General features: G+C 69.4%; 27 protein-coding genes and 1 pseudogene. 7 read left to right on the top strand and 21 right to left on the bottom strand.

Annotated elements, in window-relative coordinates; translation table 11 throughout:
* Positions 1 to 618: sigma-E factor negative regulatory protein (locus ACSAMQ_RS13710; RefSeq protein ID WP_435396180.1), on the bottom strand; the 618-nt coding region annotated here is incomplete at its 3' end.
* Positions 618 to 1,220: an RNA polymerase sigma factor RpoE gene (gene rpoE / locus ACSAMQ_RS13705; protein WP_031373660.1), complete on the bottom strand. Its 603-nt coding sequence runs from the start codon at positions 1,218 to 1,220 to the stop codon at positions 618 to 620. The genes ACSAMQ_RS13710 and rpoE, both read right to left, overlap by 1 nt.
* Before the next feature lie 219 nt (positions 1,221 to 1,439).
* On the opposite strand from rpoE, the gene ACSAMQ_RS13700 reads away from it, so the two are divergent.
* Positions 1,440 to 3,509, top strand: coding sequence for a 3-hydroxyacyl-CoA dehydrogenase NAD-binding domain-containing protein (locus ACSAMQ_RS13700; RefSeq protein WP_435396179.1), 2,070 nt, complete (start codon positions 1,440 to 1,442; stop codon positions 3,507 to 3,509).
* A 1,021-nt stretch (positions 3,510 to 4,530) separates the two neighbouring features.
* On the opposite strand, the gene ACSAMQ_RS13695 is transcribed toward ACSAMQ_RS13700, so the two are convergent.
* From ACSAMQ_RS13695 to ACSAMQ_RS13635, 13 genes are all read right to left on the bottom strand, one after another.
* Positions 4,531 to 4,890, bottom strand: a complete 360-nt coding sequence (locus ACSAMQ_RS13695) for a PilZ domain-containing protein (protein WP_435396178.1) — start codon at positions 4,888 to 4,890, stop codon at positions 4,531 to 4,533.
* Positions 4,887 to 5,864 carry a DNA polymerase III subunit delta' gene (locus ACSAMQ_RS13690; protein ID WP_435396177.1) on the bottom strand — a complete coding sequence of 326 codons (978 nt, stop codon included), beginning with the start codon at positions 5,862 to 5,864 and terminating at the stop codon, positions 4,887 to 4,889. The genes ACSAMQ_RS13695 and ACSAMQ_RS13690 overlap by 4 nt, the downstream gene beginning before the upstream one ends.
* On the bottom strand, positions 5,861 to 6,517 hold the full coding sequence (gene tmk, locus ACSAMQ_RS13685) for a dTMP kinase (RefSeq protein WP_435396176.1): 657 nt from the start codon (positions 6,515 to 6,517) through the stop codon (positions 5,861 to 5,863). Before tmk ends, ACSAMQ_RS13690 begins: the two co-directional genes overlap by 4 nt.
* Positions 6,514 to 7,659, bottom strand: coding sequence for an endolytic transglycosylase MltG (gene mltG, locus ACSAMQ_RS13680; protein WP_435396175.1), 1,146 nt, complete (start codon positions 7,657 to 7,659; stop codon positions 6,514 to 6,516). Before mltG ends, tmk begins: the two co-directional genes overlap by 4 nt.
* 67 nt (positions 7,660 to 7,726) lie before the next feature.
* Entirely contained in the window at positions 7,727 to 8,566 is an 840-nt protein-coding gene (gene pabC / locus ACSAMQ_RS13675; RefSeq protein ID WP_435396174.1) for an aminodeoxychorismate lyase, read from the bottom strand.
* A gap of 181 nt (positions 8,567 to 8,747) precedes the next feature.
* Positions 8,748 to 9,998, bottom strand: coding sequence for a beta-ketoacyl-ACP synthase II (gene fabF, locus ACSAMQ_RS13670; protein WP_435396173.1), 1,251 nt, complete (start codon positions 9,996 to 9,998; stop codon positions 8,748 to 8,750).
* A 157-nt stretch (positions 9,999 to 10,155) separates the two neighbouring features.
* Positions 10,156 to 10,395, bottom strand: coding sequence for an acyl carrier protein (gene acpP / locus ACSAMQ_RS13665; RefSeq protein WP_031373652.1), 240 nt, complete (start codon positions 10,393 to 10,395; stop codon positions 10,156 to 10,158).
* Between the two features lie 128 nt (positions 10,396 to 10,523).
* The gene (gene fabG, locus ACSAMQ_RS13660; protein WP_435396172.1) at positions 10,524 to 11,270 is read right to left on the bottom strand and encodes a 3-oxoacyl-ACP reductase FabG; all 747 of its coding nucleotides are present in this window, start codon (positions 11,268 to 11,270) and stop codon (positions 10,524 to 10,526) included.
* Between the two features lie 190 nt (positions 11,271 to 11,460).
* The gene (fabD, locus tag ACSAMQ_RS13655) at positions 11,461 to 12,402 is read right to left on the bottom strand and encodes an ACP S-malonyltransferase (RefSeq protein WP_435396171.1); all 942 of its coding nucleotides are present in this window, start codon (positions 12,400 to 12,402) and stop codon (positions 11,461 to 11,463) included.
* Between the two features lie 551 nt (positions 12,403 to 12,953).
* Positions 12,954 to 13,163, bottom strand: a complete 210-nt coding sequence (locus ACSAMQ_RS13650; protein WP_435396170.1) for a hypothetical protein — start codon at positions 13,161 to 13,163, stop codon at positions 12,954 to 12,956.
* Between the two features lie 421 nt (positions 13,164 to 13,584).
* Entirely contained in the window at positions 13,585 to 14,565 is a 981-nt protein-coding gene (locus ACSAMQ_RS13645; protein WP_435396169.1) for a beta-ketoacyl-ACP synthase III, read from the bottom strand.
* A gap of 235 nt (positions 14,566 to 14,800) precedes the next feature.
* Positions 14,801 to 14,995: a 50S ribosomal protein L32 gene (gene rpmF, locus ACSAMQ_RS13640; protein WP_031373696.1), complete on the bottom strand. Its 195-nt coding sequence runs from the start codon at positions 14,993 to 14,995 to the stop codon at positions 14,801 to 14,803.
* 131 nt (positions 14,996 to 15,126) lie between these two features.
* Positions 15,127 to 15,648, bottom strand: a complete 522-nt coding sequence (locus ACSAMQ_RS13635) for a YceD family protein (protein WP_435396168.1) — start codon at positions 15,646 to 15,648, stop codon at positions 15,127 to 15,129.
* A 126-nt stretch (positions 15,649 to 15,774) separates the two neighbouring features.
* Here ACSAMQ_RS13635 and ACSAMQ_RS13630 point away from each other — a divergent pair, with 126 nt between their 5' ends.
* The gene (locus ACSAMQ_RS13630) at positions 15,775 to 16,137 is read left to right on the top strand and encodes a hypothetical protein (protein ID WP_435396167.1); all 363 of its coding nucleotides are present in this window, start codon (positions 15,775 to 15,777) and stop codon (positions 16,135 to 16,137) included.
* A gap of 77 nt (positions 16,138 to 16,214) precedes the next feature.
* The gene (locus tag ACSAMQ_RS13625; protein WP_435396166.1) at positions 16,215 to 16,793 is read left to right on the top strand and encodes a Maf family protein; all 579 of its coding nucleotides are present in this window, start codon (positions 16,215 to 16,217) and stop codon (positions 16,791 to 16,793) included.
* A gap of 74 nt (positions 16,794 to 16,867) precedes the next feature.
* Here ACSAMQ_RS13625 and ACSAMQ_RS13620 read toward each other — a convergent pair whose 3' ends face one another.
* The gene (locus tag ACSAMQ_RS13620; protein WP_435396165.1) at positions 16,868 to 18,718 is read right to left on the bottom strand and encodes an ArnT family glycosyltransferase; all 1,851 of its coding nucleotides are present in this window, start codon (positions 18,716 to 18,718) and stop codon (positions 16,868 to 16,870) included.
* Positions 18,719 to 19,028: 310 nt separating this feature from the next.
* Between ACSAMQ_RS13620 and ACSAMQ_RS13615 the strand changes: the two genes are divergently transcribed.
* The 4 genes from ACSAMQ_RS13615 (at position 19,029) to ACSAMQ_RS13600 (ending at position 23,506) form a co-directional block, all read left to right on the top strand.
* A complete protein-coding gene (locus ACSAMQ_RS13615; RefSeq protein WP_435396164.1) occupies positions 19,029 to 20,003 on the top strand; it encodes an AAA family ATPase in 975 nt (324 codons plus the stop codon).
* Between the two features lie 92 nt (positions 20,004 to 20,095).
* Positions 20,096 to 21,028, top strand: coding sequence for a DUF58 domain-containing protein (locus ACSAMQ_RS13610; RefSeq protein ID WP_435396181.1), 933 nt, complete (start codon positions 20,096 to 20,098; stop codon positions 21,026 to 21,028).
* Positions 21,021 to 23,024, top strand: a complete 2,004-nt coding sequence (locus tag ACSAMQ_RS13605; RefSeq protein WP_435396163.1) for a transglutaminase TgpA family protein — start codon at positions 21,021 to 21,023, stop codon at positions 23,022 to 23,024. The genes ACSAMQ_RS13610 and ACSAMQ_RS13605 overlap by 8 nt, the downstream gene beginning before the upstream one ends.
* Positions 23,021 to 23,506, top strand: coding sequence for a Slp family lipoprotein (locus ACSAMQ_RS13600; protein ID WP_435396162.1), 486 nt, complete (start codon positions 23,021 to 23,023; stop codon positions 23,504 to 23,506). The genes ACSAMQ_RS13605 and ACSAMQ_RS13600 overlap by 4 nt, the downstream gene beginning before the upstream one ends.
* A 109-nt stretch (positions 23,507 to 23,615) precedes the next feature.
* Here the strand turns inward: ACSAMQ_RS13600 and ACSAMQ_RS13595 are convergent, their stop codons facing one another.
* The 5 genes and pseudogenes from ACSAMQ_RS13595 to ACSAMQ_RS13575 form a co-directional block, all read right to left on the bottom strand.
* Positions 23,616 to 23,969 carry a histidine triad nucleotide-binding protein gene (locus ACSAMQ_RS13595; RefSeq protein WP_435396161.1) on the bottom strand — a complete coding sequence of 118 codons (354 nt, stop codon included), beginning with the start codon at positions 23,967 to 23,969 and terminating at the stop codon, positions 23,616 to 23,618.
* 184 nt (positions 23,970 to 24,153) lie between these two features.
* Entirely contained in the window at positions 24,154 to 24,753 is a 600-nt protein-coding gene (gene recR, locus ACSAMQ_RS13590; protein WP_435396160.1) for a recombination mediator RecR, read from the bottom strand.
* Between the two features lie 54 nt (positions 24,754 to 24,807).
* Positions 24,808 to 25,041 carry a hypothetical protein gene (locus ACSAMQ_RS13585; protein WP_435396159.1) on the bottom strand — a complete coding sequence of 78 codons (234 nt, stop codon included), beginning with the start codon at positions 25,039 to 25,041 and terminating at the stop codon, positions 24,808 to 24,810.
* 15 nt (positions 25,042 to 25,056) lie between these two features.
* Positions 25,057 to 25,377, bottom strand: a complete 321-nt coding sequence (locus ACSAMQ_RS13580) for a YbaB/EbfC family nucleoid-associated protein (protein ID WP_031373708.1) — start codon at positions 25,375 to 25,377, stop codon at positions 25,057 to 25,059.
* A 108-nt stretch (positions 25,378 to 25,485) separates the two neighbouring features.
* Positions 25,486 to 26,508 (bottom strand): annotated as a pseudogene (locus tag ACSAMQ_RS13575) (hypothetical protein); the annotation flags it as partial.

Genomic DNA, 26,508 nt, shown 5'->3' with positions numbered 1-26,508 from the left:
CCGGCGCGGGATTTCGGCGACCGCGACCGCGCCGGCCAGCGCCGAAGCGTCGCCGGAGGTCAGTGCCGCCTCGGGTTGGGCGGGATCGGCCTGGACCGGCGCCGCAGCCAAAGCCCCCGGCACCTGCCCGGCCGACACCTGCTCGACCGAAGCCGGCATTGCCGGTGTCTGGCCGGCCGGAGCGCTTTGCGCCGCGACCTGGGCCGGGTCGGCCGCCACGCCGGTCGAATCGTTGGAGAACGGACGCGCCACGAACAAGGCCGCCACCGCGACCGAGGCCGCCAGGGCGCCGCCGATCCAGCCGCGACGCGAGCCGCCGGCCCGACGCGGCACGATGGTCCCGGCCTTGCCGACCAACGAGGCTTCCTGCGAACGCAGCATCGCCGCCTCGGCGGCGATCGCCGCGGCCACGCGCCCGGCGAAATCGTGCCCGGCCGCGCCGCTGACCTTGCCGCGCAGCACGTCGCCGCACAGTTGCCAGCGGCCGCAGGTGTCGCGCCACTGCACATCGTGACCGAGCCGCTTCAGCGCGAAGCGCGCGGCATCGCCGTCGAGCTCGCCGTCGAACAGCGCGCTCAGGTTTTCGCGATCATCGCCATGGAGGGTAGTAGACGTCATCAGTGGGCGCGCTCCCGGGTGTCTTGATTGTCCAGCAAAGGCCGAAGTTCGGTGTCGATCGCCTCGCGGGCGCGGAAGATCCGCGAACGCACGGTGCCGATCGGGCAAGCCATCTTCTGCGCGATTTCCTCGTAGCTCAGGCCGTCCACCTCGCGCAAGGTGATGGCGGCCCGCAATTCTTCCGGCAGCGAATCCACCACCCGCATCACCGTGCGCTCGATCTCCTGGCGCAGCAATTCGTGCTCCGGGGTATCGGTGTCGCGCAGGCGGATGCCGGTATCGAACTGCTCGGCGTCGCCGGCGTCGATGTCGTCGGTGGGCGGCCTGCGGTTCTGGGCAACCAGATAGTTTTTGGCGGTATTCACGGCGATCCGGTGCAACCACGTATAGAACTGGGCGTCGCCGCGGAAGTTCGCCATCGCGCGGTAAGCGCGGATGAAGGTTTCCTGGGCCACGTCCTGGCATTCGCTCCAGTCGGGGATGTAGCGCCCGATCAACGCGGTGATCCGATGCTGGTACTTGCGCACCAAAGCATCGAACGCCGCGCTGTCGCCACGCTGGACACGCCTGACCAGCTCCTGGTCCAACTCATTCTCGGCCATGCCGCGCCGGCACTCCTGTCAGCTCGGCAATAGCCGAACAATGGGACAACCCTGTCGGGGGAAAAGTTCAATCGCGGCATTAATGGGGCCGCCGGCGGTCGCCCGCAACCGCCAAGTGTCACATGACGGCCCCGGGGGCTGTCGACACGGGCGGATTTGACGGCAGTGAAACAAGATCGGGATGATAGCGGCTTCCCATACCTGAACGGATGGTGCGGCATGACTGCAGCCCTCGACGGCCTCCCCGCTTTTGACGGGCTCCGCGCCCGCCATTGGCACACCGAATTGCGCGAGGACGGCGTACTGGTGCTCTCGTTCGACCGCGAAGGATCGCCGGTCAACACCTTCGCCCAGGAAGTGCTGATCGAACTCGACGGCTTGCTGGAGCGCCTCGCCCTGGACCCGCCCAAGGGCCTGGTGCTCCGCTCGGCCAAGAGCAGCGGCTTCGTCGCCGGGGCCGACATCAAGGAATTCCAGAGCTTCGACGAGAAGGGCACGGTCGGCGACGCGATCCGCCGCGGCCAGCAGGTGTTCCAGCGCCTGGCCGAACTGCCCTGCCCCACGGTCGCGGCGATCCACGGCTTCTGCATGGGCGGCGGCACCGAGATCGCCCTGGCCTGCCGTTACCGCGTCGCCAGCAGCGATGCCTCGACCCGGATCGGCCTGCCCGAGGTGAAGCTCGGCATCTACCCGGGCTGGGGCGGCAGCGTGCGCCTGCCGCCGCTGGTCGGCGCGCCGGCCGCGTTCGACATGATGCTGACCGGCCGCACCCTGTCGGCCTCGGCCGCGCGCGCGATCGGCCTGGTCGACAAGATCGCCGAGCCCGCGGTGCTGGTCGACACCGCCGCCGGCGTCGCCCTGCGCGGCGCCGAGCGCCCGTTCAAGCAGCGCTTCATGGGCTGGGCCAGCAATACCTGGCCGGCGCGCAAGATCCTCGCACCGATGCTGGTCAAGCAGGTCGCCCGCAAGGCGCGCAAGGAGCACTACCCCGCGCCGTACGCGCTGATCTCGACCTGGGAGCGCACCGGCGGCGGCGTGCAGGCCAAGCTCGCCGCCGAACGCAAGTCGGTGGTGAAGCTGTCCGGCACCCCGACCGCGCGCAACCTGATCCGGGTGTTCTTCCTGCAGGAGCGGCTCAAGGGCCAGGGCGGCAAGGAACACGGCATCAAGCACGTGCACGTGGTCGGCGCCGGCGTGATGGGCGGCGACATCGCCGCGTGGTCGGCCTACAAGGGCTTCGAGGTCACCCTGTCCGATCGCGAGCAGCGTTTCATCGACGGCGCGCTCGAACGCGCCCAGGAACTGTTCGCCAAGAAGGTCAAGGACGAGGCCAAGCGCCCGGCCGTGGCCGCGCGCCTCAAGGGCGACCTCGGCGGCGAAGGCGCCGACCTGGCCGATCTGGTGATCGAGGCGATCATCGAAAAGCCCGAAGCCAAGCGCGAGTTGTACGACCAGGTCGAGCCGCGCATGAAGCCCGATGCGCTGCTGACCACCAACACCTCGTCGATTCCGCTCGACGAACTGCGCGAACACATCCGCCGGCCGGCCCAATTCGGCGGCCTGCATTACTTCAACCCGGTGGCGCTGATGCCGTTGGTGGAAATCATCCGCCACGACCGCATGGCGCCGGACACCGAGCAGCGTCTGGCCGCGTTCTGCAAGGCGATCGACAAGCTGCCGGTGCCGGTCGCCGGCACCCCGGGCTTCCTGGTCAACCGCGTGCTGTTCCCGTACATGCTCGAAGCCGGCACCGCCTTCGCCGAAGGCATCCCGGGCCCGGCGATCGACAAGGCCGCGGTCAAGTTCGGCATGCCGATGGGCCCGATCGAGTTGATCGACACCGTCGGCCTGGACGTCGCCGCCGGCGTCGGCGCCGAACTGGCGCCCTTCCTCGGCCTGACCGTGCCGCCGGCATTGAGCAACGTCGAGCCGGGCAAACGCGGCAAGAAGGACGGCCAGGGCCTGTACAAGTGGGAGAACGGCCGCGCCCAGAAGCCGGAACTGCCGAAGGACTACAAGGCCCCCAGCGACCTCGAAGACCGCCTGATCCTGCCGTTGATCAACGAAGCGGTGGCCTGCCTGCACGACGGCGTGGTCAGCGACGGCGACCTGCTCGACGCCGGCGTGATCTTCGGCACCGGCTTCGCCCCGTTCCGAGGCGGCCCGATCCAGTACGTCCGCGAAAACGGTCCCGACGCCGTGCTCGCCCGCCTCAAGCAACTCCAAGCCCGCTACGGCGACCGCTTCGCCCCCCGCCCCGGCTGGGATTCGCCGTTGTTGCGCAAGTAAGCGCGTTGCCGCACCCGCAACGAAGAAGCCGCGCCCCGCGCGGCTTCTTCGTATTTGGTTCCCAGTGCTTGCCGTTGCCATTGCCGCAAGGATGTTGCCCTTGCTGCGGCTGTGCGCCGCCTCGGACCAGCGAAGGCAATCGAAGACCCGGAGGGCGGCGCGCAGGGATGCGCGCCGTTTTTCATCGGGACAGGGATGTCCCGTATGAAAAATCCCTGCGGAAGCACCGATCGTGCGGGCTTGTGATTCAAAACAAAAGCGTTTTTCTTTGGTTACTTTCTTTGTCGCTTTTGACAAAAGAAAGTAACCCGCCGCTTTAGTGGCGGAAGCTTTGGAGTTGATCCTGATCTATTGAGCGAGAGAACCGCCGCAAGACCGTCACAGCGATGTCGCGGCTTGCGCCGCTCCTACCCTGGCGAAAGCACGCCGCCCCGAACGATGGCGTGGGCGTTGTGTTCTTCGCGCGTCCCATGGTCGCGACTCACGTCGCTCCTACAGGGAGGGCGTCGTCGCGAACCGATGCACTATTGCCGGCCTTCGCCTTGGCTTGGCGTCGCCGAGCACTCGCGAAGGCCATAGAAGACCCGGAGAGCGGCCCGCAGGGATGCGGGCCGTTTTTCATCGGGACAGGGATGTCCCGCATGAAAAATCACCGCGTCGGTACCGCTCGTGCGGGCTGGTGATTCAAAACAAAGCACTTTTCTTTGGTTACCTTTCTTTTGTTGCTTCAGACAAAAGAAAGTAACCCGCCGCTTTAGTGGCGGAAGCTTTGGAGTTGATCCTGATCTATTGAGCGAGAGAACCGCCGCAAGACCGTCACAGCGATGTCGCGGCTTGCGCCGCTCCTACCCTGGCGAACGCACGCCGCTTCGACAAAGGACGACGGCCCTGCCGTGTCTGTGCGTTCTGCGGTCGCGACTCACGTCGCTCCTACAGGGAGGGCGTCGCCGCGAACCGATGCACTGTTGCCGGCCTTGGCCTTGGTTTGGCGTCGCCGAGCACTCGCGAAGACTCGAACCCCTCACATCGTATGCGTCGGCCGCTCCGAATTGAGCGTCCCCGCCAGCAACGCCTCGATCTTGCCCTTGACCGCATCGCCCTCGGCGGTCTCGGCGAACTGGATGCCGATGCCCGCGGCGCGATGGCCCTGGGCGCCGGTCGGGGTCACCCAGACCACCTTGCCGGCGACCGGCATGCGTTCGCCGGACTCGGGCAGGGTCAACAACAAAAAGACTTCGTCGCCGAGGAAATAACGCTTGGGCGTGGCGACGAAAATGCCGCCGAACTTCAGGAACGGCATATAGGCGCTGTACAGCGCCGCCTTGTCCTTGATCGTCAACGACAGGATGCCCTGTCGCGCTGCGCCTGCCGTTGCACTCATGCCTTGCTTCCTCCTGCGGCGCGACGGCCTTCGTCGCTGCGCCACGCCATCAACAATTCGATCACGGCCAGATCGGCGCGGACCGTGGTCCGCAACAGGTCGCGGGTGCGGTTGGCCCGATCGAACCAAGCGGCAAGACTGCGCGCGCGGGCGGGGTCGGTCAAGCCGTTGCCGGCCTCTGCGAGCGCGATGTCGGACGCGTGTCGCAGACGCAGCACCGCTTGTTCGTCGCCGACCCAGCGCTGCGCGACTTCCTGCGCCGAGGTCTCGCCGCGGCCGAGCTTGGCCAGGTCGGCGGCGACTTCGCGGCGCAGCTTGAGTCCGTCGCCGGTCAGCCACTCGTGGGCCAGGCCGGGATGGCCGCGCGCGGCGTCGAAGGCCTCGCGCGCGGCGGCCTCGCTGTGCCCCTGCGCTTTCAGCCAGGCCAGCGATTCGTCCTGCGGCGGCAGGCGGAATTCCAGGCGCTGGCAGCGGCTGCGGATGGTCGCCGGCAGCCGCGCCGGATGCGCGCTGACCAGCCACAGATAGCGCCCGGGCACCGGCTCTTCCAGGGTCTTGAGCAAGGCGTTGCAGGCGGCGGTGTTGATGGCGTCGGCGGGGTCGAGCAGGATGATCTGGGCGCCGCCGTACTGCGGGGTCAGCGCGAGGCGCTCGGACAGATTGCGGATCTGCTCGATCACGATCTCGGTGCGCAGCCGGGTGCCTTCCTTGTTCGGGATGAAGCTGACGAACTGGTAGTCGGGATGGGTGCCCGCCGCCAACAACAGACAGCTGCGGCAGCGGCCGCAAGGCTCGCCGTCCGCATCGCGCTCGCGGCACAGCAGGCCGTGGGCGAGGCGTTCGGCGACGGCGCGCTTGCCGAGCTGGGCCGGGCCGCAGAACAGCAAACCGTGGCCGAGGCGGCCGGCGTCGATCGAGGCCTTGGCCTGGTCGTAGATGCGGCGCTGCCAGGGCGCGAATGCCGCGATGCTCATGGTGCGGCCTCGAACGCCGGCGCTGCCGCGATGGTACGCCGCAGATGCTCCACCGCCTGGGCGGCGACCGCGTCGGCCGGCTGGCCGGCGTCGATCACAGCGAAGCGCGCGGGTTCGGCGGCGGCGCGATCGCGATAGGCCTGGCGCACGCGCTCGAAGAAATCGTTGCGCTCGCTCTCGATGCGGTCGGAGGCGCCGCGGCCGCGCACGCGCTGCAAACCGATCTCGACCGGCACGTCGAGCAGCAGGGTCAGGGCCGGACGAATGCCGACCACGCGCCGTTCCAGTTCGGCGATGAAGGCCGGGTCGAGCCCGCGCCCGCCGCCCTGGTAGGCATAACTGGCATCGGTGAAGCGATCGCTGACCACCCAGGCGCCGCGCTCGAGCGCGGGCAGGATCGCCGTGCCGACATGCTGGGCGCGTGCGGCGAAGGCGAGCAACAGCTCGGTCGCCGGCGCCGCGGGTTCGTGGTGGGTGTCGAGCATCAGGCCGCGGATCTGTTCGGCCAGCGGAGTGCCGCCGGGCTCGCGTGTGTACACCGCCTCGATGCCGGCGGCCTCGAAGGCGCCGCGCAGGGCCGCGAGCACGGTCGACTTGCCCGCACCCTCGCCGCCCTCGAGGGTGACGAAACGCGCTTGCGTGCGCAGGCTCATCGCGCGCTCCCCGGGGCAGGCGCCGGCGCCTGCCCGGCGTCTTCCTGGCGCGCTTCCTCGAGCACGGCCTTGCCTTCCTCGGGCTGGTCGTTGCGGCGCTGCTGGCGATAGCGCTGCAGGTACAGGCGTACGTTGGCCTGGTGCTCGGCATAGGTCGCGGCGAACAGGCTGCCGCCGCTGCCGTCGCCGGACGCAACGAAGAACAGGGCGTTGCCCGGCGCCGGGTTGGCGGCGGCCTTGAGCGCGCCGACGCCCGGCATCGCGATCGGGGTCGGCGGCAGGCCGGCGCGGGTGTAGGTGTTGTAGGGCGTATCGGTGAGCAGGTCGCGCTTGCGGATGTTGCCGTCGTAGCTCGGGCCGAGGCCGTAGATCACGGTCGGATCGGTTTCGAGCTTCATGCCGAGCTTGAGCCGGCGCTCGAACAGGCCGGCGATCTGCGGCCGCTCCGAAGCGATCCCGGTTTCCTTCTCGACGATCGAGGCCATGATCAGCAGTTCGGCCGGCGTCTTCAGCACGCTGTCCTTGTCGCGGCCCTTCCAGGCCTCGGCGACCGCGCGATCCATCGCCTCGTAGGCGCGCTTGAGCACGTCCAGATCGCTGTCGCCGCCGGTGTAGAGGTAGGTCTCGGGCAGGAAGCGCCCTTCCGGATGTTGGCCGGGATGGCCGATCGCCTTCATCAGCGCGGCATCGTCGAGTTGCGCGGCGTCCTGCTTGAGCAAGGCGGCACGCGCCAGCGCGGCGCGCACGTCGCGCATGTTCCAGCCTTCGACGATGGTGAAACGGTGACTGATGACCTTGCCGTCGCGCATCGCGAGCAGCAGCTCGCGCGGCGTGGTGCCGGGTTCCAGCGCGTACTCGCCGACCTGCAGGCGCCCGGCGGCGCCGAGTTGCTTGGCCAGCAGGCGCCACTCGAAGGCCTGGCCTTCGACGACCCCGGCCTGGCGCAGCTTGCGCACCACCACCGGCAAGGAATCGCCGCGCTCGACCACCAGGCTTTCGCCTTTCTCCAGCCCGCTCATCGGCGAGGCGGCGAAGCCGTCGTAGCGCTGCCACAGCCAGGCGCCGGCGGCGCCCAGGGCGGCCACCAGCAGCAGGATCACGATCAGGCAACCGCAGCCGCGCTTGCGTTTGTTTTCAGCCACGAAACCTCCGTTGTTCGATCCGACCCGCCGCGCGCCGCCGCGACCGCGCAGCCGCGGAGGCGGCGGCTCAGTCCTGGGACGGAACGAAGGCGGGATGCGTCGCGCCGAGCCGGTGCCGCAACCCGGCGATAGCCGGATGCGGCGCCCAATGCCGCTCGCCGAGCCGCGCCACGGGCAGGATACCGCGCACGGCGTTGCACAGGAAAACCGCGTCGGCGCGCAGCAGGTCGTCGTCGTTCAGGCGCTGCACCCGGACTTCGGCCAGTTCCATCACCGTCTGCCGGCACACGCCGGCGACGCCGCTGCGGTCGACCGGCGGGGTCAGCCAGGCGTCGCCCTGCAAAACGAAGACGTTGGCCGCGGTGGCGCCGATCAGCTCCTCGTCGAGGTTGCGCAACAACCCCTCGTGGACCGCCGGATCGTCCCATTCGGCGCGCGCCAGGACCTGCTCCAGGCGATTGCAGTGCTTCAGCCCGGCCAGCGCCGGCTGCACGCCCAGGCGCAGCTCGCACCAGCGCAGGCTCAGCCCTTCCGGCGGCGACGGCGGCGGCAGGGCATGGCGCGACAGCGACCAGGCCGGCACCGGCTGCGCGGGCGCCGCGTAACCGCGTCCGCCTTCGCCGCGGCTGAGGATCAGCTTGAGCACCGCGTCGTCGCCGGCCAACAGTTGCCCCGCTTCGTCCAGGGCCTGCCGCTCCTCGGGCAGGGCCAGGCCCAGTCGCGCCGCGCCACGGCGCAGCCGGGCCCAGTGCCGGTCCCACCAGGGCAGCTTGCCGCGATGCGCACGCAGGGTTTCGAACAGGCCGTCGCCGTAAGCCAGGCCGCGGTCGAACGGCGACGGCGCGTCGACGCGCTGGTTGCCGCGGAACAGGCGGACCTCGGTCATGGCGGGAGCGGCACTGGTCATGGCGGCATCCTACCCGCTCGCGTCGCGGAGGCAGGGCTGCGGCGATCGCGGGACTGCGGTTACAGAAGCGGCGCGCAGCGCGCGATCGAGGATCGGGGCCGCCGCGGATCCGCGATGGCCCGGAAAAACGAAGGCCCGCGACCACCGAAGTCGTCGCGGGCCCCGGCTTGCATCGCGGCGATCAGATGCGCCTGAACACCAGGGTGCCGTTGGTGCCGCCGAAGCCGAAGCCGTTCGACACGGCGATGTCGACCTTGGCGTCGCGGGCGGTGTTGGGCACGTAGTCCAGGTCGCACCCCTCGCCCGGCTCGTCGAGATTGATCGTCGGCGGAATGATGTTGTGATGCAGGGCGAGCACCGAGAAGATCGCCTCGGCGCCGCCGGCCGCGCCGAGCAGGTGGCCGGTCATCGACTTGGTCGAGCTGACCATGGTCTTGTAGGCGTGGTCGCCGAGCGCGCGCTTGATCGCCAGGGTTTCGGCCAGGTCGCCGAGCGGCGTCGAGGTGCCGTGGGCGTTGAGGTAACCGACCTGGTCCGGGTTGATGCCGGCGTCCTTGAACGCGGCGGCCATGCAGCGCGCCGGGCCTTCGCCGTTCTCGCTCGGCGCGGTCATGTGGAAGGCATCCGAGCTGGCGCCGAAACCGGCCAGTTCGCAGTAGATGCGCGCGCCGCGCGCCTTGGCGCGTTCGTATTCCTCCAGCACCAGGATGCCGGCGCCGTCGCCGAGGACGAAGCCGTCGCGGTCCTTGTCCCACGGCCGCGAGGCGTGGATCGGATCGTCGTTGCGGGTCGACATCGCCTTCATCGAGCAGAAGCCGCCGACCGAGGTCGGCGAGGAACCGCGTTCGGCGCCGCCGGCGAGGATCACGTCGGCGTCGCCGTACTGGATCATGCGCATCGCCATGCCGATCGAATGGTTCGAAGTCGCGCAGGCCGACACGGCGGAGAAGTTCGGGCCCTTGATGCCGGTCAGCAGCGAGACCTGGCCGGGCAGCATGTTGATGATGGTGCTGGGCACGTAGAACGGCGAGATCTTGCGCGGGCCGCCTTCGTGGTACTTGATGGTCTGCTCTTCGATGCCGAGCAGCCCGCCGATGCCCGAGCCGATCAGCGCGCCGATGCGCTCGGCGTTGGAATCGTCGACGACGATGCCGGCGTCTTCCAGCGCCATGAACGACGCGGCGACCCCGTAATGGATGAATTCCTCCATCTTCTTCGCGTCCTTCGGCCCCACCCACTTGGTGATGTCGAAGTCGCGCACCTCGCCGGCGATGCGGGTGGTGAACAAGGCGGGATCGAAATGAGTGATCGGGCCGATGCCCGAGCGGCCGTTGACGATGCCGTCCCAACTGCTGACGACGTCGTTGCCGAGCGGGGAAACGAGACCGAGGCCGGTGACGACCACACGGCGGTTGAAGGAACGGTTGGACATGCAACGCTACCTCTGTGGAATCCGTCTTCGGACCTACGCCGGCGTATCGACCGGCCTGAAAAGCACGGGGCCGCAATGCGGCCCCGAGTTGTCACCTGATTCGCGTACTGCACGCATGCCGCAGGCGCCAAGGCACGTGCGGCATGCCTCAGGCGCCTTACGACTTGACGTGCGCCTTGACGTAATCGATCGCCTGCTGCACCGAGGTGATCTTCTCGGCTTCTTCGTCCGGAATCTCGCACTCGAACTCTTCTTCGAGCGCCATCACCAGCTCGACGGTGTCGAGCGAATCAGCGCCGAGATCGTCGACGAACGAAGCGTTGTTGGTGACTTCTTCTTCCTTGACGCCAAGCTGTTCGACCACGATTTTCTTGACGCGTTCTTCGATGCTGCTCATGGATGCTGCTCCTCCCGTGAGGGGTTTTTCGATGGAATAGTCTAATGGAATCGGGAGGTTTCGCGAGGGCCGTCGGCCTTTCGACGAAACTCCTTTGGGTTCAATCGCTTACAGCCTACGCCAAAGGCTCAGGGCATGTACATGCCGCCATTGACGTGCAGTGTTTCGCCGGTGATGTAGGCCGCGCCGGGGCCGGCCAGGAACGCCACCGCACGGGCGATGTCGGCCGGTTCGCCGAAGCGGCCCAGCGCGATCTGTCCGAGCATGCCCTGCTTCGCGTCTTCGGGCAGCTCGCGGGTCATGTCGGTGTCGATGAAACCGGGGGCGACCACGTTCACGGTGATCCCGCGGCTGCCGATCTCGCGCGCCATCGACTTGCTGAACGCGATGATCCCGGCCTTGGCCGCGGCGTAATTGGCCTGGCCGGCGTTGCCGGTCACCCCGATCACCGAGGCGATGTTGACGATGCGACCCTTGCGCGCCTTCATCATCGAGCGCATCACCGCCTTGCTGGTGCGGAACACGCTGGTGAGGTTGGTGTCGAGGATCGCCTGCCAGTCCTCGTCCTTCATGCGCATCAGCAGGTTGTCGCGGGTGATGCCGGCGTTGTTGACCAGGATCGAGATCGCGCCGATCTCCTTGGACACGCCGTCGATCAGGGCCTCGATCGAAGCGGCGTCGGCGACGTCGACGACGCGGCCGTGACCGCCGCTGGCGGCCAGGCGCGCGGCGATGGCCTGGGCGCCGGCTTCGCTGGTGGCGGTGCCGACGACGGTGGCGCCCTGGGCGGCCAGTTCGTCGGCGATGGCCGCGCCGATGCCGCGGCTGGCGCCGGTGACCAGGGCGATTTCGCCCGAAAGCGGGGACGTGCTCATGTTTGCTTCACTCCGTATTGCCGCTGGCTCGTGGGGTGCTGGCGGGTGGGTTGCGGCGCATCCGACGCGGCCGTGTCGTCGCACGACCCCGCCGCTCGCGCTCGCACCGCGATTTTGCGCGGCCAAGCCTACAGGCTGGGGTCGGGCTTGAGTAGCGCGAATCGGTGACAGCCGGGACGCGATCCGGGGCTCAGCGCCAATCCGCCAGGGCGGTCGCGAAATCCGCCGGGGTGCCGATCGCGCGGCCGTCGAGGGACTTGTCGATGCGCTTGACCAGGCCGGCAAGGACCTTGCCGGGGCCGCATTCGGCGATGCGGACCACGCCGCGCTCGGCCAGCGCCTGCACGCAACCGGTCCAACGCACCGGCAGGTAAAGCTGCTGCACCAGGGCGTCGCGGATCGCATCGATGCCTTCGTGGACCTGCGCATCGACGTTCTGCACCACCGGCAGCGACGGCGCCTGCCATTGAATGCCGGTCATCGCCTCGGCGAGGCGATTGGCGGCCTCGCGCATCAGCGGCGTATGCGAAGGCACACTGACCGCGAGCTTGACCGCCTTGCGCACGCCGGCTTCGGCCAGGCGCGTGAGCGCCTTGTCGACCGCGTCGGCGTGACCGCCGATGACGATCTGGCCCGGCGAGTTGTAATTGGCCGGCACCACGACCTGGGCGCCCGACACCGCCGCGCAGATCTCTTCGACCAAAGCGTCTTCGGCCCCGAGCACCGCAGCCATCGCACCGGTGCCGGCGGGTGCGGCGTCCTGCATGAACTGCCCGCGCAGACGCACCAAGTGAGCGCCGTCGCGCAGCGACAGGGCACCGGCGGCGACCAGCGCGCTGTATTCGCCGAGGCTGTGCCCGGCCAGCACCGCCGGCTGCGCCCCGCCCTGCGCCTGCCATACCCGCCACACCGCCACGCCCGCGGCCAACAGCGCCGGCTGGGTGTATTCGGTGCGGTTGAGCATCTCCTCCGGGCCGGCCTGGCTCATCGCCCAAAGGTCGACGCCGGCGCCCTCGCTGGCCTCGGCGAAAGTCTCGCGGACCTGCGCATGCAGTTCCGACAACTCGGCGAGCATGCCGAGCGATTGCGAGCCCTGGCCCGGGAAGACGAAAGAAAGTTGCTGATCGGTCACGCGTGCTGCCGGATCGGTAAGGATGCGGAATGATACGGGCGAACCGCCGGGATCGTCTGTACTCGGCGGTACGGCGTCACATCGCGTCGCAGGAGGGTGCGATCCGCGAGGACGCGGCGGCGCCACACGGAGGTGGCCTGCCCGATTGCGAATTGCGTCGCTCCTGCCCCCTGACGGGCTGCCGTTGGTGTCGGCGCGAGATTGAGGCGCGCGGTCGCGGCTTGCGTCGCTGCTACCCCTGACGGATTGCTGTCGGCATCGGCGGGAGATCGGGGCTTGCTGTCGCGACTTACGCCGCTCCTCCAGGCGGATCGCGCGTTGCATTGCGTTGCAGGCCTGCGTGCGGACATGGCTTTTGTAAGAGCGACGTGAGTCGCGACCGCGGGATGCGCAGAGATGACCAGGCTATCGTCGTTCGTGGAAGCGGCGCGCTTTCGCCAGGGGTAGGAGCGGCGCAAGCCGCGACATCGTCGCAACGGTCTTGCGGCGTCGCTATCCAGCAAGATCAAGATTAAGATCAAACCCTAAAGCTTCCGCCACTAAAGCGGCGGTTACTTTCTTTTGTCATAAGCAACAAAAGAAAGGTAGCCAAAGAAGTTGCTTTGTTTTAGATCACAGGCCGCGCGAGCGGTGCATACGCAGGGATTTTTCATACGGGACATCCCTGTCCCGATGAAAAACGGCGCGCATCCCTGCGCGCCGCCCTTCGGGTCTTCCGTTGCCTTCGCGAGTGCGATGCGGCGCACAGCCAAATCCAGCATCGGACCGCCGCACCGCCCCCCTTGAAGCGCGGGGCCGCCGCCCCTGTAGGAGCGACGTGAGTCGCGACCGCGGGACGCGCAGAGATGACGAGGCCGTCGTCGTCCGTAGAAGCGGCGCGCTTTCGCCAGGGGTAGGAGCGGCGCAAGCCGCGACATCGCTGCGACGGGCTCGCGGCGCATCGTTCAGGACCTTGAGTCCTCTGCCGCCTTCGCTAGTGCGTATCTGCGCACGGCAAAGGCGACGCCATCGGCATCGGCCAACGCGACGGCATCGAAATTGCCGCGCCAACTCGCGACTGCGCGGTCGCGGCACACCGCGCCTGCGGTGCGGGGGATTACGAAAACCCGAACCCCGGAAACACGAAGGCCGGCCTACGACAGCGTCGTGGCCGGCCTTGAACGCCAAAGCGCCGCCGAAGGCTCAGTAGCGCAGCAGCGCCGAGCCCCAGGTGAAACCGCCGCCGAAGGCTTCGAGCAGCAGCAGTTGACCGCGCTGCACCTTGCCCGAACGCACCGCTTCGTCGAGCGCCAGCGGCACCGAACCCGAGGAGGTGTTGCCGTGACGGTCGACGGTCACGATCACTCGATCCATCGGCATGTCCAGGCGCTTGGCCGTGGCTTCGATGATGCGCAGGTTGGCCTGGTGCGGGATCAGCCAATCGATTTCGTGGCGATCCAGGCCGTTGGCTTCCAGGGTCTCCTCGACCACCGAGTCCAGCGCCTTGACCGCGTACTTGAACACTTCGTTGCCGGTCATCAGCACCTTGACCCCGGCGTTATGCTCTTCGGGCTTGAAGCCGACCGAAACGCCCACCGGGTTCCACAGCAGTTCCTTCTTGCCGCCATCGGCGTGCATGTGGGTGCTGAGGATGCCGGTCTCGCGGTCGGCCTTGAGCACCACCGCGCCGGCGCCGTCGCCGAACAACACGCAGGTCGCGCGGTCGTTCCAGTCGAGCATGCGGGTCAGGGTTTCCGAGCCGACCACCAGCACGGTCTTGGCCGCGCCCGACTGCACGAACTTGTCGGCGATGGTCAGCGCGTAAACGAAACCCGAGCAGGCGGCATTGACGTCGAACGCCGCACAGCCGTTGGCGCCGAGACGGTGCTGCAACAGGCAGGCGGTGGACGGGAAGATGAGATCCGGCGTGGTCGTGCCGACCACGATCAGGTCGATCTCCTGGGCGGACACGCCGGCGGCTTCGAGCGCGCGCACCGAGGCGTGGTAGGCCAGGTCGCAGGTCGTCTCGCCTTCGGCAGCGATATGCCGCTCGCGGATGCCGGTGCGGCTGACGATCCATTCGTCGCTGGTGTCGACCTGCTTGGCCAGGTCCTGGTTGGTCAGCACCTTTTCCGGCAGGTAGCTGCCGGTACCCGCGATGCGGGCGTAAATCCGATCTGTCATCACCACTCCGCGGCGTTGCCGTATACGTACCGGAGGACCGATGACGCTCCGAACGCCGCGATAGCGTCGTGGAACGCAGGCCGCCGGAAGCTGCTTCTTGGAAGCGATGCGCCTCCCAGAAGCAAGGACCGCCAGCACGGGCTGGCGGTAGAACGATAGCGCGATGTCCGCCGACGTGCCGCCGGCGGCAGCGCGCGCCTTCATCCAGGCGCGCGGCGCAGCATGCGGACGAAGATTATTCTTCGTCGGCGATGCGGGTCTTGGTCTCGATCACCTTCTTGCCGCGGTAGTAGCCGTCGGCGGTGACGTGGTGGCGGATGTGGGTCTCGCCGGTGGTCGGGTCGGTGGCCAGCTGCTTGCTGGTCAGCGCGTCGTGGGCGCGGCGCTGGCCGCGGCGGGACGGGGAAACGCGGGACTTCTGGACAGCCATGGTCTTGCTCCGGAAAAGCGGTGGAAACCTGAGGTGGATAGCGTAAGCCCGATTAGCAGGAGCGGCTTGCGATTCGCCTGCAGGTCGGAGTGGATCTGAATGGTGGTGCTAAAGGTGAAACCGGGTCTTGCTCAATTCTTTTTCAGCGCCGACAGCGAGGCAAACGGGTTCGCGCTGTCGAGCTCTTCCTGCGGGGCCGGCCAGTCGCGCTCGACCGACTCGCTGCCGGGCGCGATCGGCACCACCGGCACGGCGAGGATCAGCTCGTCCTCGACCAGCTCGGAGGCGCGCAACATGCCGTCTTCGGGCATCAGCAGCGGCTCGTAGCCGGGCGGCAGCGCGGCTTCGTCCGCCTCTTCGCGGATCAGGCCGAGCCGTTGGACCATCTGCACCGGCAGCAGGAAACGCTCCAGGGTGCGCTGGCACAACAGCGGCAACTGCGTGTCGATCTTCAGCTCGACGTACGGCACCTGCAGTTCGTCGGTGTCGAAATCCAGGGAAAACCGGACTTCGCCCTCGGTATCGAGCAGGCTGCCCTGCAACCGGGTCAGCGCCGACAACGGCAAACGACCTTCCACGCCGCGCCGTGCCGCCACCAGGCGCCAGGCATCCAGAACTTCGGGCACCCGCCCAGATGGCACATCGGCTGACATAAGCCGCGGAATGTTAGAGACCGAGCCCCCTGCTGTCAAACCGTAAGCCCAGGCCGGCGCAGGGATTTGCCGTCGGCCGGCCCGGGCGTGCAGACTGCCGGCCCCGCCCGTGCGCCGAGCCCGACCTTGACCACCCTCCTGCTGCTGAGCCTGGCCGCACTGGCGGCCCTGGCGGTTTCGCTGGGCCTGCGCTATTTCCCGTCCCGGCGCGAGCGCGCGGTACGCGAGCTGCTGGACGCCGCCGACGCCCTGGAAGCCAGGCTGCGCCTAGCCCGGGCCGAAATCGAGGCGGTCGCGGGCGACGAGGGTCGCGACCCGGTCGCCGCCGCGATGCGCGAGATGCTGCGCCAGCGCTTATGGCTGCGCGACCACGGCCGCCAGGCCAGCGTCGCCCAGTTGGCCGAGGTCAGAGCCTCGATCGACGAGGCCCGCAGCCGGATCGAGCAGCAGCTGAACCAGATCGAACAGGCGCGCGCGCCGCTGGCCTGAACAGGGCGCTCCACCGCTGAGGCCCAAGCCCAAGGCTGCCCGCCCCAGCCCGTTCCCTTCCTTCCCCGGGTCCCCCGATGTCGCCGCCACTGATCCTGGCCTCCACCTCCGTCTATCGCCGCGAATTGCTGACCCGGCTCGGCCTGAGCTTCGACTGCGCCCGTCCGGAGACCGACGAGACCCCGCAGCCCGGCGAGACCCCGCTCGCCCTGGCCGGCCGCCTCGCGGTCGCCAAGGCCGCCGCGGTCGCCGCCTTGCAGCCCGGGGCCTGGGTGATCGGCTCGGATCAAGTGGCCGAGTTCGACGGCCGCCCGATCGGCAAGCCGGGGGGCCGCGACGGCGCCCTCGCCCAGCTCGGGGCGATGTCCGGCCGCGAAGTGCGCTTCCTGACCGGGCTATGCCTGCTGCGCCACGGCGAGGCGCCGAAAACCGCGCTCGATGTGACCACGGTGCGCTTCCGCGAACTGAGCGCGGAGGAGATCGCGCGCTACGTCGACGCCGAGCAACCCTACGACTGCGCCGGCAGCTTCAAATCCGAAGGCCTCGGCATCGCCCTGTTCGAGGCGATCGAATCGCAGGACCCGACCGCACTCATAGGGCTGCCGCTGATCGCCACCGCGCGGCTGTTGCGCGAAGCGGGCTATCGGCTGCCCTGAGGGCGCCGCGCGCGCGATCCGCGAACGCGCCGGCCGCGATGAACGAGACCGGCGCCCGAAAGACCGGCGCCGGCTCAGTAACGCACTTCGATCGGCTGCTCGGCCCAATCCTCGACGCTGCCGTCGCGCCCGTGCAGGCGCAGGCCCAGCCAATGCCGGCCGGGCGGTTCGGCATCCAGCCGGACCTTGGCGTCGAACCCGACCCGCGGATGCTGCGGATCGTTCGACCCGTCCCAGTACTCGCGCACGCCGGGCAATTCGCGGCCGTAGCTCGCCTGGGCCACGACCCGGCCGTCGAGCATGATCTCCACGCGCGCCAGGCCGACGCCGTCCTTGAACGCCCAACCGCTGACGTCGAACTCGCGGCCGACCTTGCGTCCCGGCGACGGCGCGTCCAGCCAGGCCATCGCCGGCGTCGTGCACGCGCCTTCGCGCGCGGCGCCGTCTAAGGCGAACAAGGCGAAACGCTGGCGGCCGTGATCGATGTTGAGCATCTGCGGCGGCGGCAACGGCCCGGCCATCTCGCACAACCGGTGATAACGGCGCAACAGATTCTTGTATTCGACCTCGGTGGCGCCGACCACCAGCAGCACCGGCGTGGCGCCCCAGTCGGCGCGCCCGGCGCTTTGCAGGCCCCACAGCCGCAACTGCGGCGCGCGCCCGTGCTTGTGGTTGATCGGGTGGTCGAGCACCGGAATGCGCGGATCGCCCAGCGCGAAACCGAGTTCGGCGCCGACCTTGAAATTGTCGGCGACGATGCGCGCGCCCGGTGGCATCGAGCGCTGGCGTTGCCGCACCGCGTCGGCGAGTTCGTTCCAGCCGGCGAAGTTCGACGGATACCACTTCTCGCCGGCGCTGCGCGCGCGCAGGCCGGGCATCGACACGACCAGGTAGTAACCGAGTATCGCCAGCAGCGCCGCACCGGCGGTGGCCGCAGTCAACCGTCGCGCCCACTGCGGCCAACGCGCCAGCACGCCCGGCAGCAATGGCAGCAAGGCCATGAAACCGGGCAAGGGCCAGTGGAAACTCACCCGCTCGGTGTCGGCGAAGAAGCCCAACACGAAGAAGCCCAGCACGATCAGGCTGCCGAACAAGGCGAAGTAACGCACGATCGGCGAGGCCGCACGCGCGCCGCGCGCGCCCGCGACGCTCAGCGCGATCAGCAACGGCGGCGTGACCAGCAAGGCCTGGATCGCGACGAACCACAGGCCTTCGCCGTGAAACGACCAGGGATGCCGGTCCACCAGTTGGAAACGCAGGCCGGCATCGGCGTTGTCCATGTTCCAGGCGACCAAGGGCGCCCAGGCCGAGGCGCCGATCGCCGCGGCGATCAGCACGCGCACGTCGCGCAGGGCGCGGCGGCCTTCGGGCAGGCACAGCAGCACCACGCCGCCGACCGCGATCACCGCGATGAAACGGTAGTGACTCAAGGCCCCAAGGGCTAGGCCGGCGGCCAGCTCGACCGCGGCCCGCGCATCGACCTCGCGCAGCAGACGCGCGCCGGCGTCCAGGCACAGCAAGGTCGCCAGGGCCATCATCGCGTCGGGCAGCGCCAGCAGGCCCAGGCTGCCCGACAGCGGCAGCAACACACCGAAACAACCGGCCACCCAGCCTTGGCGTTCGCCGAATTCGCGCGCGGTGATCCGCGCGAGCAACCATGGCACCAACGCCGACATCGCCAGGAACGGCGCGCGCAACGCCCACAGACGGTCGCCGCCGAGTTCGACGCCCAACCGCGCCAGCCACGCGGTCAGGCCGGGCAGATCGGAATAGGCGGCGGCGAGATGCCGGCCTTCCTGCCAGTAGAACGCCTCGTCGACGAACAGCGGCAACCGCGCCGCCACGCCGAGCTTGAGCAACAGCACCGCCGCCCACAGCGCCCAGAACAGGCGCCGTATCGGCTGGGCTTCATCCTGATCCCGCATCGGCACGCGACCTCGCTACACTCTGGACGGGGTTGGACACACGGCGGCGTCGCCGGTTCATTCGCGACGCGCGCACGACATGCGGCTACAGGCCGCAAGCGGCGAACCGAGCCGGTTCGCCGCGGTTTGTTGACGCCGATCCCAGATACTCCGAACGCTTTCGAGACCGCTGCTGCAAAAACGGGGTTCGCACGCGATGATGCGAACCGCGCTCGCCGCGCCGACTCCGGCGCGATCCGCGCTCGTGCGACGCCTGCGGCCGCGAGGGCCGGCGGCGGACACGACGCTACAGACACAGGACGGATGCACGATGACGGCAGGCAAGATCACAGCGGCAGGCACGACGGCGGTCCACAACGCGACCATCCTAACCGATGCCCTGCGCCTGGCTCTCGAGCAGGCGCAGGCCCAGGTCAATGCCCTGGTGCTCGGCAAGGCGCAGGCGGTGCGCCTGGCCTTCGTCGCGTTGCTCTCCGACGGCCATCTGCTGATCGAGGATCTGCCCGGGCTCGGCAAGACCACGCTCGCGCATGCCCTGGCCGCGACGCTCGGCCTGGAATTCCAGCGCGTACAGTTCACCTCCGACCTGTTGCCGGCCGACGTGGTCGGCGTGTCGGTGTTCGACCCGCAGTCGCGCCAGTTCCAGTTCCACCCCGGCCCGGTGTTCACCCAGGTCCTGCTCGCCGACGAAATCAATCGCGCGCCGCCGCGCACTCAAAGCGCGCTGCTCGAGGCGATGGCCGAACACCAGGTCACCGTCGACGGCCGCACCCATCCGCTGCCCGACCCGTTCTTCGTCATCGCCACCCAGAACCCGGTCGACCTGTCGGGCACCTATCCCCTGCCGGATTCGCAGCTCGACCGCTTCCTGCTGCGCCTGCAGCTCGGCTATCCCGACGAAGCCGCCGAACGCGACCTGCTCGCCGGCGCCGATCGCCGCAACCTGATCGCCCAGACCAGGCCGATACTGAACACCGACGACGTGCTGGCGATCCGGCGCGCGGTCGACGCGGTCTACGTCGGCGAGAGCCTGATCCATTACGTGCAGGCCCTGCTCGCGCGCAGCCGCAAGCACCCCGGCGTGCGCGTCGGCCTGTCGCCGCGCGCCGGCCTGGCCTTGCTGCGCGCCGCGCGCGCTTACGCGCTGCTGCTGGGCCGCGCTCACGTCGTGCCCGAGGACGTGCAGGCGCTGTTCGCCGCGGTCGCCTCGCACCGCCTGGTCGCCGAAGCCGACGCCGCGCCCGATATCGCCAAGTCCATCCTCTACGCCGTGGCGGTGGATTGAACGCGGCGATGGCGGCGAGGCAAGCGCAGGACGATCTCGATCACGCCCCGGCCCGGCCCGCTGCGCGGCGCTGGGCCGCCTTGCGCGCACGAATGATGTCGCTGACCCGGCCGCGCCGGCCCGAACCGCTGCCGACGCGCTTCGACCGCCGCCGCATCTACGTGCTGCCGACCGGTTTCGGCCTGTTCTACGGGGCTCTGCTCGCGACCATGACCCTGGGCGCGCTGAACTACAACAACAACCCGGCCTTCCTGCTTGCCCTATTGCTCGGCGGCGCCGGGCTCGCCAGCCTGATCGCGGCGCAACTGCAATTGGCGGGCCTGAGCATCGTCGCGGTCGACGCCGAACCGGTGCCGGCCGGCCTGCCGCTGACCGTGCGCGTGCATGTGCGCGCCGCGCCCGATCGCGTGCGCCGCGGCCTGCGCGTCGACGACCACGGTGCGCTCGGCATCGAGGCCGCGGTGCTCGATCTCGACCAGGGCGCCGGCGAAGCCGAACTGCGCGTGGCCACCGAGCGGCGCGGTTGGCTCGACCTGCCGCGCCTGCGCATCTCGACCACGCGGCCGCTCGGGCTGGCCCGCGCCTGGGCGCATGTCTGGCCGGAAGCGCCGTTGCTGGTCTATCCGACCCCGGAGGCGCACGGCCCGCCGTTGCCGGTCGGCGGCGGCGACCAGGCGGTGACCCGGCTGCACCCGAGCGGCGACGATGTCCATCACTTGCGCGCCTACCGCTTCGGCGATGCGCGCCGGGCGATCGCCTGGAAGCATTCGGCGCGCCGCGACACCCTGCTGGTGCGCGAATACGAACAACCGCTCGGCGCCGACGTCGAGCTCGAATGGCATCGCCTGACCGGCCTCGGCCAGGAGGCGCGGATCTCGCGCCTGGCGCGCTGGGTCGACGAGGCCGAACGCGACGGGTGCCGTTATCGCCTGAGCCTGCCGAACCAGCCCTCGCTCGGTCCCGGCACCGGCCCGGCGCATCGCCACGCCTGCCTGCGCGCCTTGGCGCTGATGCCGCATGGCTAAGCCCGCCGCGACGGCGCTCGAGCCGACCACCCGCCGCTGGGCCCTGCTCGCCGGCGCCAGTTGCCTGCTGCCGCTGCTGCTGCAACTGCCGCCGCAGATCGCCATGGTGATCGCCGCGGCCGGCATCGGCATCGGCGTGCTGTCCTGGCGCCGCCCTTTGCCGAGCGCCCTGCGCCTGGTGCTGTTGTTGGCGCTGATCGGCACCGTGCTGCTGATGACCGGCTTCGCCCTCGGCCGCGACACCGGCTGCGCCCTGCTCGCGGCGATGTTCGCGCTGAAGCCCGCGGAAACGCATACCTTGCGCGACGCGCGCAGCCTGATCGGCTTCGCCCTGTTCGGGCCGTTCGCGACCTTCCTGCTCGACCAGGGGCCGCTGTCGCTGACTCTGGGCCTGGCCGCGGCGATGTTCGCCCTGTCCACCCTGCAACGCCTGGCCGAAATCGAATCGCGGCCGCAGCCGTCGCGCGCGGTCGAGCCGGCGCAAACCCATTGGCAGCGGCTGTTGGCGATCGGCCGCCTGGTCGCGATCGGCTTGCCGCTGGCGCTGGCGGTGTTCTGGTTGTTCCCGCGCCTGAGCTCGCCGCTGTGGGGCGTGCCCGAGCGCGCCCTCGCCCGCCCCGGCCTGTCCGACCGGATGGGCCCGGGCGAAATGGTCGACCTGATGAACGACGAGACCGTGACCCTGCGGGCACGCTTTCGCGGCGCGGCGCCGCCGACCTCGCAGATGTACTGGCGCGGGCCGGTGCTGTGGAATTTCGACGGCCGCGAATGGACCCAGCCGCGCTGGTTCCGGGGGCTGCCGGCGGCGCCGATGCGCGCGGGCCGCACCAATTGGGATTACGAACTCGAAGTCGAACCCACCGATACGCGCCAGTTCGTCTCGCTCGATCTGCCGCGCGAAGCGCCCCCCGGCTCGCGCCTGTCGCTGGACCACGGCATCTATGCCGACCGCCCGCTGACCTCGTTGAGCCGCTGGCGCCTCCAGTCGGCGCCGCCGGCCTCGTACGAGCCGCAATTGCGCGAGACCCTGCGCCGCGCCGCACTGTCGCTGCCGAGCGGCTACAACCCGCGCACTCTCGCCCTGGCGCGCCGCTGGCGCGCCGAGGCCGGGCACAACGATGCGGTCATCGTCGACCGCGCCCTGGCGATGATCCGCCGCGAGTTCGTCTACACCCTGGCCACGCCTTTGCTCGGCCGGCATTCGGTCGACGAGTTCCTGTTCGACCACAAGGCCGGGTTCTGCGAACACTTCAGTTCCTCGTTCGTGGTGCTGATGCGCGCGGCCGGCATTCCGGCGCGGGTGGTCACCGGCTACGCCGGCGGCTACTTCAACCCGGTCGGCAATTACTGGCTGGTACGCCGCTCCGATGCCCATGCCTGGGCCGAGGTCTGGCTGCAGGGGCGCGGCTGGGTGCGGGTGGACCCGACCGCCGCGGTCGCGCCCGAACGCATCTACGACACCCTCGCCGACCGTCGCCCCGGCGCCGGCGGGCTGTTCGGCGGCATCGCCGGGGCGACCCCGCTGTTCAACCTCAGCGACTGGCTGCGCCGCGGCTGGAACGATTTCGTGCTCGGTTTCGACGCCAGCCGCCAGCAGCGCATGCTGCAGCCCTTCGGCGTCGACCACCTCGACAGCGGCCGGCTGATCGTCCTGTTCGTGCTGTTCGCCAGCGTCACTCTGCTGTGGATGGTCTGGCTCAGCAGCCGCGGCGAACGCGAGCGCGACCCGGTCCTGCGCGCCTGGCACCGCCTGTCGCGCCGCTATCGCCGACTCGGCCTGGCGCGCGAACCGCACGAACCGGCCCTGGCCTGGGCTGAACGTGTGGCCAAGGCCCGGCCGGATCTGGGCGAAAGCCTGCTCCGGCTCAGCCAACATTTCAGCGATTGGCGGTACGCTGGTGGCCAACCCGGGCGGCGCGAGGCCCGAGAACTGCGCAACGAACTGGTCCGGGCGCTACGCGCACACCGCCCCGGCCCCACTGGAGAACGTCGATGAAGCTCCGACTTGCCTTACTCGCTGCCGGCGTCGCGCTGATCAGCGCCTGCGCCTCGCAGCCCAAACCCCTGCAGGGGGCGTTCACGGCCCTGACCCCGTCCGATGCCGCCGCCCAGGACAGCACCGGCGCGGTGGTGCGCTGGGGCGGCCGCATCGTCAACGTCGAACCGCAGGCCAACCGCACCTGTTTCGAGATGATCTCGACCCGGCTCGGCGATTCCGGCCGGCCGTACTGGGCCACCGACGACACCGGCGGCCGCTTCATCGCCTGCCGCGCCGGTTTCTACGACCCGGCCCTGTTCGAGCGCAACCGCGAAGTGACCTTCACCGGCCGCATCTCCGGTTACGAGTCGCGCCGCATCGGCGAATACGACTACCGCTTCCCGAAGCTCGACGCCGACGTGGTTTACCTGTGGCCGGTGCGCGAGCGCGTCGACGTGATCGAACGTCCGGCGCCGTGGCCGTGGTGGGGTTGGTGGTAAGGCCTCGCGGGCTCCTCCCACGATCGCGGTAACGAAGAAGGCGCCCCTCGGGCGCCTTCATTCGTTTCGGGGACTGGGAACGCGCCCTGGGGGCGCGTAAAGGCGCCGCTCAGCGCGGGGTGCCGAAACGGCCGAGCTGAGCGCCGGCGAGCAGGTGGAGGTGGATCTGGAACACGGTCTGGCCGCCGTCGCCGTTGCAGTTCATGACCAACCGATAGCCGTCCTCGGCGAAACCCTCGCGCTGCGCGAACGCGGCGGCGGCCTGAGCGAGGCGGCCGACGATTACCGCCTGGTCGGCCTGCAGGTCGTTGAGCGTGGCGATCGGCGTCTTCGGCACGAACAGCACGTGCACCGGCGCCTGCGGCGCGATATCGCGGAACGCGATCAGGTCGTCGTCTTCGTAGACGATGTCGGCGGGAATCTCGCGACGGATGATCTTGCCGAAGATGGTGGTGTCGGTCATGGGCCGGGCTTCGAGATTGGGGAGTCGCGAATCGTACCGCGGCCCCCCACTGAAACCACACACGCCGCGTTTCCCACCCACTCTTAATCAGCTCGGCAACCGTCGAACCGTCCAGATCGCACGGCTTCGCTTCACCGAGTCCCGAGTCCCGAGTCCCCAACCCCGAACCCCGAGAGTCCCGCCCCTACTGCGGCACCTCGCTCCGACTGCCGAACGCATGCGAGAGCGTGCCGCGATCGACGTATTCCAGTTCGCCGCCGAGCGGCACGCCGTGGGCGAGCCGGCTCGGCCGCACCTGATGCTGGCGCGCGAGTTGGGCGAGATAGTGCGCGGTCGCCTCGCCTTCGACGGTCGGGTTGGTGGCGATGATGAGTTCCTGCACCTCGCCCTCGGCCAGGCGCTTGGCCAGGATGTCCAGGCCGAGTTCGCGCGGGCCGATACCGTCGAGCGGGCTGAGCCGCCCCTGCAGGATGAAGTACAGGCCGCGATAACCGGTGGCCTGTTCGATCGCCAGCCGGTCGGCCGGCGATTCGACCGCGCACAGCAGGTGCGCATCGCGCGAACCGCTGGCGCAGGTCGCGCAGACTTCGGTTTCGCTGAAGTCGCGGCAGCGCACGCAATGGCCGATCTTCTCGATCGCCTCGGCGAGCGCGTCCGACAAGCGCTGGCCGCCGCTGCGCTCGCGTTCGAGCACGTGGTAGGCCATGCGCTGGGCCGATTTCTGGCCGACGCCCGGCAATACCCGGAACGCATCGATCAGTTGTTCGAGCAGGCGGCTGCTCATGCCGGCATCGCAACGCAGCGGACGGTCGTCATCGTGATCGCTTCGGTTCGCCGGCTAGTCGGCGGTGGGGAAACTGCTGCGCGCCATCGGCTCGCGATTCATCGCGCGCACGACGTTCAGGCAGACGATCGCGCCGAGCAGCGGGATCAGCCAGACCAGCGCCGACTGCAGGCCTTTCTGCAGGCCGGTCAGGTCGGGCTCGCGCCAGACCGTCCAGGTCGCGTACAGATCCAGCCCGAGGAGCGCCGCGGCGACCACCGCGGCGGTAATGCCGATGTGCAGGTTCATGAGTTCAGACAGCCCTCAGAACGGCAACTTCATGCCCGGCGGCATCGGCATGCCGGCGGTCGCGGCCGACATCTTCGCCTGCGACTCGCTGTTGATCTTGTTGACCGCATCGTTGAACGCCGCGGCGATCAGGTCCTCGACCATTTCCTGGTCGGCGAGCACGCTCGGGTCGATGCGCACCTTGCGGCAATCCATGCGGCCGGTCAGGGTGACGCTGACCATGCCGCCGCCGGCGCTGCCGGTGACTTCGATCTTGGCCAATTCTTCCTGGGCGCGCTGCACGTTTTCCTGCATCTTCTGCGCCTGTTGCATGAGTTGGGCGATGTTGCCGCGCATAGGGTCTGCCTCGTGGTCGTGAAGTGATCGGTGCGTCAGGCCGCGGTGGCGCGGCCTTGTCGTCGCTGGTTTAGTTGGGCCGCGAACGGCGCCGCGCAAGGGCTGCGGTCAGGTCTCGTCGTAGGGGCGGATCGAATCGGGCACCACCTTGGCGCCGTGGATCTCGATCAGACGGCGCACGTCGGGATCGTTCATGAAGCGTTCCTCGGCCATGGCCTGGCGCTCGTCGCGGGCGCGCAGGTTGCGCGCGTGCAGCGACTCGCCGGCCGCCGAGGCCGCTTCGAAACGGATCTGCGGCGCGGCGCCCAGGCGCGTGGCCAGGGCGTCGGCGACCATCTTGATCAACGCCGGTGCGCGCAGATGGTCGTCGTCGGCCGGCAGCGACAGAGTCAGCACCCCGTCGCCGTATGCCACGAAACTGGCGTGCTCGGCGAGGATCCGGGCCGGGCCGCGCAAGCCGCTGGCATCGACCAGCGCGTGCCAGGCCTCGTCGTCGGCGATACCGCCCGACGGCGAGGCGGCGCGGGCCGGCATCGTGATCGGCTCGGACGGCCGCGCCGGCGCGGCAGCAGGCGCGGCAGGTACGGAGACAGGCTCCACGCGCGGTGCGGCAAGCAGCGGTTCGCTGTCGGGGCCGGGGCTGCCGAACAGGCTCGGCCCCGGATCGGGCGACGGCGGCGCCGTTTCGCGCACCGGTTCGGCCGCGGCCTGGGGCGGCATCGCAGCGGCGGCCTGCGAGCGTGGCTCGACGCTTTCAGGTGCGGCCGCGCGTTCGACAGGCGCAGCCCGGACCGGCGCTTCGGTCCGCTCCGCCACGCGCTGAAGGTTCGGCTTCGGTGCAAGCTCTTCGTCCGGCCAGGTCAGCGGGACCCGGGTCTGCGGCTCGGTATCCACCGCAGGCTTCACCGCGGCTTGCGTCATGCGCGGCGCCGGTTCGGACGGCGCGGCCGCGACCGGCATGGGTTCCGGCTTCGCCACCGGCGCTGCTGCGGATTCGAGCGCCGGATTCGGGCGCGGCCTGGCGGCCTGCACCGGCGCTTCCGGGGCCGGTGCCTTGCCCGATTCGAAGCTCGGCGCGGCCTGGCGGCCACCGCCCATCTCGCGCATCGCCGCCGCGGCCTGGGCCGCAGC

The organism is Lysobacter sp. 1R34A, from assembly GCF_051217035.1.
Classification (GTDB): Bacteria; Pseudomonadota; Gammaproteobacteria; order Xanthomonadales; family Xanthomonadaceae; genus Lysobacter.
The sequence above is the reverse complement of the archived record's forward strand: the minus strand, read 5'-3'. Positions and strand labels throughout refer to the sequence as shown.